General features: G+C 63.7%; 7 protein-coding genes and 2 rRNA genes. 1 reads left to right on the forward strand and 8 read right to left on the reverse strand.

Annotation, left to right across the window (positions count from 1 at the left end):
- Window positions 1-33 precede the first annotated feature (33 nt).
- Window positions 34-1,251 carry a branched-chain amino acid ABC transporter substrate-binding protein gene (locus JOZ06_RS02530; protein WP_293228318.1) on the reverse strand — a complete coding sequence of 406 codons (1,218 nt, stop codon included), beginning with the start codon at window positions 1,249-1,251 and terminating at the stop codon, window positions 34-36.
- A gap of 111 nt (window positions 1,252-1,362) precedes the next feature.
- The gene (gene putA / locus JOZ06_RS02535; protein ID WP_293228319.1) at window positions 1,363-4,977 is read right to left on the reverse strand and encodes a bifunctional proline dehydrogenase/L-glutamate gamma-semialdehyde dehydrogenase PutA; all 3,615 of its coding nucleotides are present in this window, start codon (window positions 4,975-4,977) and stop codon (window positions 1,363-1,365) included.
- 223 nt (window positions 4,978-5,200) lie between these two features.
- Here putA and JOZ06_RS02540 point away from each other — a divergent pair, with 223 nt between their 5' ends.
- On the forward strand, window positions 5,201-5,554 hold the full coding sequence (locus JOZ06_RS02540; RefSeq protein ID WP_293228321.1) for a DsrE family protein: 354 nt from the start codon (window positions 5,201-5,203) through the stop codon (window positions 5,552-5,554).
- A 64-nt stretch (window positions 5,555-5,618) separates the two neighbouring features.
- On the opposite strand, the gene JOZ06_RS02545 is transcribed toward JOZ06_RS02540, so the two are convergent.
- From JOZ06_RS02545 to JOZ06_RS02570, 6 genes are all read right to left on the reverse strand, one after another.
- Window positions 5,619-5,987, reverse strand: coding sequence for a BON domain-containing protein (locus JOZ06_RS02545; protein ID WP_293228322.1), 369 nt, complete (start codon window positions 5,985-5,987; stop codon window positions 5,619-5,621).
- 245 nt (window positions 5,988-6,232) lie between these two features.
- Window positions 6,233-7,576: a sigma 54-interacting transcriptional regulator gene (locus JOZ06_RS02550; RefSeq protein ID WP_293228324.1), complete on the reverse strand. Its 1,344-nt coding sequence runs from the start codon at window positions 7,574-7,576 to the stop codon at window positions 6,233-6,235.
- Window positions 7,573-8,067 carry a hypothetical protein gene (locus tag JOZ06_RS02555; protein ID WP_293228326.1) on the reverse strand — a complete coding sequence of 165 codons (495 nt, stop codon included), beginning with the start codon at window positions 8,065-8,067 and terminating at the stop codon, window positions 7,573-7,575. The genes JOZ06_RS02550 and JOZ06_RS02555 overlap by 4 nt, the downstream gene beginning before the upstream one ends.
- The gene (locus JOZ06_RS02560) at window positions 8,064-9,488 is read right to left on the reverse strand and encodes a HAMP domain-containing sensor histidine kinase (RefSeq protein WP_293228328.1); all 1,425 of its coding nucleotides are present in this window, start codon (window positions 9,486-9,488) and stop codon (window positions 8,064-8,066) included. The genes JOZ06_RS02555 and JOZ06_RS02560 overlap by 4 nt, the downstream gene beginning before the upstream one ends.
- A gap of 112 nt (window positions 9,489-9,600) precedes the next feature.
- Window positions 9,601-9,715, reverse strand: a 5S ribosomal RNA gene (gene rrf / locus JOZ06_RS02565).
- Between the two features lie 74 nt (window positions 9,716-9,789).
- Window positions 9,790-10,118, reverse strand: a 23S ribosomal RNA gene (locus tag JOZ06_RS02570); the annotation flags it as partial.

Consider the following 10,118-nt stretch of genomic DNA (forward strand, 5'->3'; position numbering starts at 1 on the left):
AGGAAGCGGCTTTTGCGGCCCAACGACGCGGGCTTATTGCGCGGCGGATGCGGTAGCGCCGCCGACACTCTCCAGCACGGTCCACTTGCCGTCGACCACCTTGTACACGGTAATACCGCCGATCTTCAAGTCGCCCTTGCCGTCATAGCCCAAGTGCGGCGTGGTGACGGCATCGGTGTAGTCGATGCCGGCCAGCACCGGCAGGTACTTGGCAGGGTCGGACGAGTCGGCCTTGAGCATGGCGGCGATCAGCACGCGGGTGGCGTCATAGCCATAGGGCGAATAGGTCGCCACGTCCTCGCTGAAGCGCGCCTTGTAACGGCTGGCGTAGTCCTTGCCCTTGGGCATCTGATCGAGCGGCAGGCCGGCCAGCGACGCCAGCGTGCCATCGGCATCCTTGCCCGCCACCTTGAGGAAGTCCGGCGTCTTGGTCATTTCACCCGAGACCAGCGGCGTGCTGATGCCCAAGCGCTTCATCTGCTTGACCATCGGCGCCGACTGCGCGTCCGCGCCGCCGTAATAGATGACGTCCGGATGCTGCCCCTTGAGCGCGGTCAGAATCGCAGCGAAATCGGTAGCCTTGTCGGTGGTGTACTCGCGCTTGATCACCTTGCCGCCGGCAGCTTCGACCGCCTTGGCGAACTCGTCCGCCAGGCCTTGGCCATAGGCGGTTCGGTCGTCGATGATGGCGATGTTCTTGGCGCCGAGCTTCTTGACCACGTAGTTGCCCATCACGCTGCCCTGCTGCGTGTCGGAGGTCATCGAACGGAAAGTGGTCTTGAAGCCTTGCGCGGTGAAGGCCGGCGCAGTGGCCATGGCGATCTGCGGAATGCCGGCGTCGGAATAGAGCTTGGACGCCGGGATCGAGGTGCCCGAGTTGAAGTGGCCGATCACGCCGCTGACCTTATCGTCGATCAGCTTCTGCGCCACTTCGGTGGCGGTCTTCGGATCGGCCTGGTCATCCATCGGTTCCAACTCGAACTTGACCGGCTTGCCGCCGAGCGTCGGGTGGGCGGCGTTGGCATCTTCGACCGCCAGGGTCACGCCGTTTTTGTATTCGGCGCCATAGTGCGCCTGCGGGCCGGTCAGCGGTGCGACGAAGCCCAGTTTCACCACGGCCGGGCTATTGTCGGCCGACGCCGCGGAGGCGCCCGCCTGCCCAGCGGCGGTATCGTCCTTTTTGCCGCAGGCGGTCACGGCCAGGGCCAACGCCACGGTAAGGGAAACTGCAGTCAGTTTGCTCGCTTGCATCGTTCGTCCTTCTCCTTATGTTTATATCCGCACTGCCATCGAGAGCGCGCGGTTTCTCCTCACCAGGAGGCCACCCATTATTTCTAATGAATACCCCCCTGGCAACTACTACTACGCTTCCATGCTCATCAAACTGGCATTGCCGCCGGCGGCCGTGGTATTGACGCACAGCGCGCGCTCCACCACCAGCCGATGCCATTCGTAACCGTCGGCGCCGGCGCAGATCAACGGCACGATGGCGCCGTCGCGCGCGGCCAGTTCGCGCCGCGCCGAATCAGCCACATTGGCCGGCCCGGCGAACAGCACGGCATCGAGCCGCGGCGCCGCCAGCGGCGCGTCGGCGGTATCGACCCAGCCGGGCATCAGCGCGCACAGCGCGTCGTTCTCGGCGCTGTGCGGCAACAAAATGCGGTTGTCGCACGCCAGCGCGGCGATCATCTGCCGCAATAGCTCGCCGCGCTCGGGTGCCAAGCACGCAACCACGCCGCGCGCGGCGAAGCGCAGCGTGTTCTGCTCTCCGGTCGGTCCGGGCAGGTTCACCAGAGTCAGCAAGGGGCTTGCCAGCCGTGCATGGGTCACTTGCTCACGCATCCGGGCGAGTTCCGCCGGCGCCAAGCCCCAATGCGTCATCGCGCCTTCGAAGGCGATCAGACCCGGCAGCCGTGCCTCAAGCTGCGCCACGTCCAAGTGCGGACGCCAGGCGGCGCGGGTCAACCGGTACAAATAGAACGGACCGCCCGCCTTGGGCCCCGTGCCGGACTTGCCCTCGCCGCCAAACGGCTGCACGCCGACCACGGCGCCGACGATATTGCGGTTGACGTAGACGTTGCCCGCCTTGACCTGATCCGCCACGTAATCGATGGTTTCGTCGATGCGGCTGTGCACGCCGTGCGTCAGGCCGTAGCCGCTGCGGTTGACCTCATCGAGCACCAGATCGAGCTGATCGGCGCCGAAGCGGCGCACGTGCAGCACCGGGCCGAACACTTCGCGGGTAAGCGGCGCGAGTGAATCGAGCTCGATGAGCGTCGGCGCCACGAAGTGGCCGCCGGCGGTTTCGGCCGGCAACACCGTCTGGTGCATGGCGCGCGCCACGCCGCGCATTTTGTCGATATGCGCGAGTAGCCCCGCGCGCGCCTCGTCATCGATCACCGGGCCGATGTCGGTCGCCAATTGGGCCGGATCGCCGATGATCAGTTCGTCCATGGCCCCGCGCAGCATGGCCAGAATCTTGTCGGCCACGTCGTGCTGCAGGTACAACACGCGCAGCGCCGAACAGCGTTGTCCGGCGGAGTCGAACGCCGAAGCCAGCACATCGGCCACCACCTGCTCCGGCAGCGCGGTGCTGTCGACGATCATCGCATTTTGCCCCCCGGTCTCGGCCACGAGCACGGTGTCGCCGCCTCGGGCGGCGAGCGTTCGATTGATCAGTTGCGCCACCTCGGTCGAGCCGGTGAAGATCACCCCCTGCACGCGCGCGTCGTCGACGAGCGCGGCGCCCACATCCTCGCCGCGGCCCGGCAAGCATTGCAGCGCACCGCGTGGCACGCCGGCCTCATGCAGCAGACGCACCGCTTCGGCGGCAATCAGGCTCGTCTGCTCCGCCGGCTTCGCCAGCACGGTATTGCCGGCGGCCAGCGCGGCGCTGACTTCGCCGAGAAAAATCGCCAACGGGAAATTCCAGGGGCTGATGCACACCACCGGACCGAGCGGCGCCTTGCCCGCCAGCTCCTCGGCCGCCTGCCGGCTGTAATAACGCAGGAAATCGACCGCCTCGCGCACTTCGGCGAGGGCATTGGGCAACGTCTTGCCGGCCTCGCGCACCGCGAGCCCCATCAGATCGGCCCGATGCGCCTCCAGCAGATCGGCGGCGCGCTGCAAACAGGCGGCGCGCTCGGCCGGGGGGGTGGCGGCCCAGCCGGCGGCGGCATCCACGGCCAGCGTCACCGCGCGCTGCGCGTCCTCGGCCGTGGCATCGAACACCTGGCCGACGCGCTCGCCCAGATTGGCCGGGTTCTGCACAGCGCGGGCAACGCCGCCACGGCGATCGCCATCGGCCAGCATCGGACAGGCCATCCAGGCGCGGCGCTCGCTGTCTTGCAGCCGCTGCTGCAAGTCGGCCAGCACGAGCTCGCTGGAGAGATCGATCCCGGCGGAATTGCAACGGCTCGCGCCATAAAGCGCCGACGGCAACGGAATCTTGTCGTGAGGCCGCCCGCCCTCGCGCGCGGCCACCTCGCACGGATCGGCCACCAGATCCTCGATCGACACCGACTCGTCGACGATGCGGTTGACGAACGAGCTATTGGCGCCGTTTTCCAATAGACGCCGCACCAGGTAGGCCAACAACGTCTGATGCGAGCCGACTGGCGCATAGATGCGACAGCTGCGTCCCATGTTGGCGCTGCCGACCACTTGGTCATACAGCGTTTCGCCCATGCCGTGCAGGCACTGGAATTCGTAATCGAGGCCGGACGCCAGGGTAAACAGCGCCGACAACGTGTAGGCGTTGTGGGTAGCGAACTGCGGGAAAATAGCGTCCTGCGCCGAGAGCAGTGCCTTGGCGCAAGCCAGATAGGACACGTCGGTATGCACCTTGCGGGTATAGACCGGATAACCGGGCAGACCATCAACCTGGGCACGCTTGATTTCGGCGTCCCAGTAGGCCCCCTTGACCAGGCGCACCATGAAGCGGTGCCCCGTCTCGCGCGCCAGCGCGATCAGGTAGTCGATCACGAACGGGCAGCGCTTTTGATAGGCCTGCACCACGATGCCGATGCCCTTGAAGCCGGCGAGGTCGGGGTCGCGCGCCAGCGCCTCGATCAGATCGAGCGAAATCTCCAGCCGATCCGCTTCTTCGGCGTCGATGTTCAAACCGATATCGTATTGTTTGGCCAGCATGAACAGCGCCTTGAGCCGCGGCAGCAGTTCATTCATGACGCGCGCGTGCTGGGCGCGCGAATAGCGCGGATGGATCGCCGAGAGCTTGACCGAAATCCCCGGCCCCTCGTAGACGCCGCGCATGGCCGCGGCCTTGCCGATAGCGTGAATCGCTTGTTCGTAGTCGTGAAAGTAGCGCTCGGCATCCTCTTCGGTCATAGCCGCCTCGCCCAGCATGTCATAGCTGAAGCGATAACCGCGCGACTCGCGCTCCAGGCCGTTTTCCAACGCCTCGTCAATGTTCTCGCCGGTGACGAATTGGCGTCCCAACATGCGCATGGCCAGATCCACGCCCTTGCGGATCAGCGGCTCTCCGCCCTTGGCCGCGAGCCGCGTCACGGCGGCGGACAGCCCTTGTTCGCTGTAGGAGGATACCAATTTGCCCGTCACCAGCAGCCCCCAAGCGGCGGCATTGACGAACAGCGAGGCGCTGTTGCCCAGGTGGGCGCGCCAATCGCCGCGACTCAGCTTGTCGCGAATCAAGCGATCGGCGGTGTCTTTATCCGGGATGCGCAGCAGCGCTTCGGCCAAGCACATCAGCGCGATGCCCTCCAGGCTTGAGAGCGAAAACTCGTGCATCAGCGCGTCCACCCCGCTGGCCTTGCTGCGCTTGGCGCGCACTTCGGCCACCAGGCGTCGCGCCAGGCGCTGGGCGGCGAACACTTGTTCGCGCGTCATGGCGGCCTGGGGCAGCAGGCGCTCGATGCATTGCCGCTCATCCTGACGATAGGCCTCGGTGATGGCGCGGCGCATCGCCGGCTGCGGCTGGGCAAAAGGCTGAAATGGCATTGTGGTTTCCCCTTTGTAGGCACGTTCGCGATCTTTTTGATGCGCGTGCTTATTGATCTTAGAGTGCAGTTACAAACTTCTTATAATATCCCAAGCAAATATTTTTTGTTCGACAATATAAAATATTCCATCCATAACGCCAGGGCGGGCCCGGCCTCGCGCGGCTCGCGCCTTGCGCAAACAGGCACCGGGTCGCAAGATGGCGTCTTTGGGGAGATCGATCATGCAAAACATCGTGTTCACCTTGAATGCCAGTCCTTACGGCAGCGAGCGTACCCTCTCCGGCCTACGCCTGGCCTTGGCGTTAACCGATACCGCCGCCAAGCCGCGGATCACGGTTTTTCTGTTGTCGGACGCGGTGGTGACGGCGCTAGCCGGACAAACGGTGGCTTCCGGCGCGACGCTGGGGGAAATGGTGCAGGAATTGCTGGCGGCAAGCGCCACGGTCAAGGTCTGTCGCACTTGCACCGCCGCGCGCGGCATCGGAGAAGCGCAACTGATCGCCGGCGTCGGCATCGGCACCATGCCGGAACTGGCCGAGCTGACCCTGGCGGCGGACAAGGTCCTCAGTTTCTGAGAAAAAAAACGCCCGCCGGGGGAGTGGCGGGCCCAAGGTAGAGATCAAACTCAAAACACAGGCATTAGCTGGCAGATAATTTAATTTCCGATTTCACCTCCTTTACGCCGTAAACGGCATTGGCTGTATCCAAAAGTTGATTTTCGACCTGTTGGCTGGCGGCCTGGCCACGCAGAATGATCCGGCCATCGCGCGCCACGACGTCGACGTCGGCGGCGCCGCTGGCGATGATGCCGGAGATGGCATCGGTAACTTGCCGCGCCAGCGTGTCATCGGCGGCCGAGACGCTGGGCTGGGATAGGGGTTGTATCGAGGCCAACACGGCGGAGGCGTCGGCGGCATACCATTCGACCGCCTGCTGCTGGGTCAAGGGCGCGCCACAGGCAATAGCGGGCGCGAGCAGCAAAGCGAACTGCATAAGCATTCTGCGCATGGTGGACCTCCCTGTCCGATGTAATTGCCGTTCTTATCGCAACAAGCGTGCCAGCTCCACTAAATCAATAAAAATCAATCATTTGGAGAATTCAGCCGGGACGGCGCGGGCGATTTTGTCGCCGGCTGGCGACAAATGCCAGCATAGCAACGCTATCTTGCTGATTTCTGAAGAAAACCCCCTGTCGCTCATTGGCGACAGGGGGTTCTGGGTCCATCTGCAAATACGAGTGGCAGGCAGCCGGGTCAGTTGCGCTCTTTGAAACTGGCGGCGTCCAACTCGTGCCGCTGCAGCAGCCGGTAGAATTCGGTGCGATTGCGCTCGGCCAGGCGGGCGGCATCGGCCACGTTGCCGCCGGTCAAGCGCAGCAGCCGCTCCAGATAATCGCGCTCGGTCTGGCGGCGGTGTTCGGCCAGCGAGGGAATGGCCACCGCCTCCTCGCTTACCGACTTCTGTACCTGCGTCAAGGTGACCACCGGGCCGGAACACAGCACACAGCATTGTTCGACCACGTTGGCCAACTGACGGATGTTACCCGGCCAGCGCGACGCGGCCAAAAACTCCAGCGCCTCGGGCGCGAACGCGGGCAACGGCCGGCCGTAGCGTTTGGCCACTTGCGCTAGAAAATGCTGCGCCAATAACGGAATATCCTCGCGCCGCTCGGACAGCGACGGCAACGTCAGGGTCACCACGTTCAAGCGATAGAACAGATCCTCGCGAAACTGCCCGTCGCGCATCAGCGCCTCCAGATCGCGATGCGTGGCCGAGACAACGCGGATGTCGACCGGACGCGAGCGCGCCGCGCCCACCGGCCGCACCTCGCGATCCTGCAGCAAGCGCAACAGCTTGACCTGCAGCGCCAGCGGCATATCGCCGATTTCGTCCAAGAACAGCGTGCCGCCATCCGCTTCCAGCACCAACCCCTGATGACGGCTGGACGCGCCGGTAAACGCGCCTTTCTCGTGACCGAACAGCTCGCTCTCCAGCAGATTGTCGGGAATGGCGCCGCAGTTGACGGCAACAAACGGCGCTTGGCTACGCGCGCTGCAACGATGCAGCGCCCGGGCCAGCACTTCCTTGCCGCTGCCGCTCTCGCCACGGATCAACACGCTGGCGTCGGTCATCGCCACCATGCGCGTCTGCGCCAACAACTCGGCCATTTGCGGGCTGCGCGAAATCACGCCTTGCTGCCAATCCTCCTGCTGCGTCTCGGCCGACATGCCGCCCGATGCCGCTAATGCCTGTTCGATCTTGGCCAACAGATCCCGGCCGTCCACCGGCTTGACCAAATAGCCGAACACGCCGCGCCCAACCGCCTCAACGGCGTCCGGCACCGTGCCGAAGGCGGTCAGGATAATCACCGGCAGCAGCGGGAACCGGCGTCGCACCTCCTCAAACAGCGCGAGCCCGTCCATCCCCGGCAGGTGCCAGTCGGTGACCAGCACGTCGACCCGGCGCGCGCCCAATACATTCAGCCCCGCCTCGGCGCTGGCGACCGCCTCGACTTGATAGCCGGAAGCGGTCAGGCGCATACCGACCAGTTTCAGCAGATCCGGATCGTCGTCGACCAAAAGAATATGCGCGCTCATTGGCCATTGCTCCGCTTACGTATCGACATGCTTTTTTCCAGTTCGGTCAATGCGGCGATCTTGGCGTTCAGATCGTCGATGCGCGCTTGTTGATCACGCAACTGCCCGGTCAATTTGTCGGCGCGCTCGTCGGCGCGGCGCCGCTCGTTCAGCTGCCGATCCAGCAACATCGCCAAGCCGGCCAGGCTCGCGTCGTGTTGCACCTCTGTACCGTTGAGCACGCTGTCAACCAGGCTGCGCGCGCGCGTGAGATCGGTTTTGCCGTCGGAAGAAACCAAAATCTGCGCCGCCAGCTTCAGGCGATCGGCTGCGCAAACAGCCTTGGCGCTGGTGAAAGACACGCGCGCATCGCGAAGCCCCGCCAACGCCCAATCGGCATCGTGGCAAAACAGCTCCGGCATTTTCGTTTGCGCGGTGCTGCTATGCAGCGAGGCACACCCCGTGACCGCCACCAAACCGCCGGCGACGAGCAAACGTTGAAACAAAGTCATGATGTCTTTCCACTTTCCGGCCACCACAGCTCAAAACAGGCACCCGGGCCTGTTTTCGTCGCCAAAGCGACATCGCCCCCCATCAACTGGGCAAAAGTGCGCGCCATGGTCAAGCCAATACCCGACCCGGCCGATTCGCCTTGCGGCGGCTTACCGGTATAGAACGGGTCGAAAATGCGGCTGGCCTCGGCGGGACTCACGCCCGGCCCCTGGTCAGCCACCTGGATCAAGATACGCCCCGCCGTGCGGCGTGCGCTGAGTGAAATCGTCCCGCCGTCCGGGGAAAAACGGATGGCGTTGATCAATAAATTGTCGAGGATCGTCTGAACCTTATGCTCATCCCCCTGCACCTCGTCCACATCGAGTTGAGGCACGATGCGCAAATGCCGGCGCTCGATCAACGCCAGCCAGTCGCGCTCGCGCCGGCTCAACAAGCGCTGCAGCGAAAATGGCTTAAACTCGACCTGCTGTCCCAACCAGCGGGCGACATCATGTTTGAGCAGCGTCTCGACGCGCGAGCGTAGCGTGGTGACGTTGCTTTGCTGAATGGCGACGATCTCGCGCTGCGCCTGGCTCAACGGTCCGGCCACCTCGTCGGCCAGCAAAGCCGAGGCTTCGCTGATGGCCGCCAGCGGTGTTTTCAGTTCATGCGATACCTGGCGGAAAAAGCTGGCCTTCTCCGATTCGAGCTGTTCCAGGCGCTGATCCAACCGAGCCAGCGCATCGGCCAGGTCGCGCACGTCGCTTGGGCCCGCCACCCGCCACGATTGTCCACGCACGCCAAGCGACAACCGGCCGATACGCGCGCGCAGCTTACCTAGCGGCGCGAACAGCGCGTAACCGAGCGCGAGGGCCAAGAAGAGCGCCAACAGCACCGATAGGATCGCCGTGCGGTTGGCGTCAATGCGCTGCTGGCGCAGGCTGTCCGCCCACTGGCGGCGCTCGATCAGCACTTGCCTGCGCAAGCGCGTTTCCATCTGCGCATGGTTGCTGGTCAAGACGTCGAACTGGGCGACGACGTGCGCGGCGCTCGGCATGCTGCTGTCGTTGAGCCAAGAAGACAAAAGGCCAACGCGCGCGCGGTCGTCGCGCAATAGACGCGTCATGTCCGGATCGGGGATTTGCGCGAGCGTCTCCGCCGCCGGCTGCGTCTCCGCGGCGAAGCCTTGCGATAGTTGCAAAAGCGCAGGGTCCTTCAACAGCAGCCATTGGCGCATGCCGCGCTCCAGGTGCTCCTCGCGATCGGACAAGGTTCGTAACGCCTCTTGCCAGCGATCGACGTTGCCCATGCGGGTTTCGGCAGCCTGCGCCAATTGGTCTAGCCGCCACCACATGCGCACCAGCGCGAGCGAAGGCAGCAACGTGACCAACAGCAAGGAAAACACCAACAGGGAACGAAAGGAAACAGGTAGACGGAACATGCAACTCCTCGGACTGCCATTCAAGACCAGATTGTACGCAAAGAAACGCCTGTCCTGCAGCAGAAACAAAGCAAAAAGCCCAGACCTTGTGGTCTGGGCTTTCGTATGGGGCGTCTGGCGGTGTCCTACTTTCACACGGCGAATGCCGCACTATCATCGGCGCTAAGGCGTTTCACGGTCCTGTTCGGGATGGGAAGGCGTGGGACCACCTCGCTATGGCCGCCAGACATAAACTGTTCACAAACTTCAGAAGCCGTTTGGGTATTCGTATTCGTATCGAGCGCAAAGTCTCTCAAATGATAGGATCAAGCCTCACGAGCCATTAGTATCGGTTAGCTTCACGCCTCACAGCGCTTCCACACCCGACCTATCAACGTCCTGGTCTCGAACGACTCTTCAGGAGGGTCTAGCCCTCAGGGAAGTCTCATCTTCAGGCGAGTTTCCCGCTTAGATGCTTTCAGCGGTTATCTCTTCCGAACTTAGCTACCCGGCGATGCCACTGGCGTGACAACCGGTACACCAGAGGTTCGTCCACTCCGGTCCTCTCGTACTAGGAGCAGCCCCCGTCAAACTTCCAACGCCCACTGCAGATAGGGACCAAACTGTCTCACGACGTTTTGAACCCAGCTC

The organism is Paludibacterium sp. (assembly GCF_019232825.1).
Classification (GTDB): Bacteria; Pseudomonadota; Gammaproteobacteria; order Burkholderiales; family Chromobacteriaceae; genus Paludibacterium.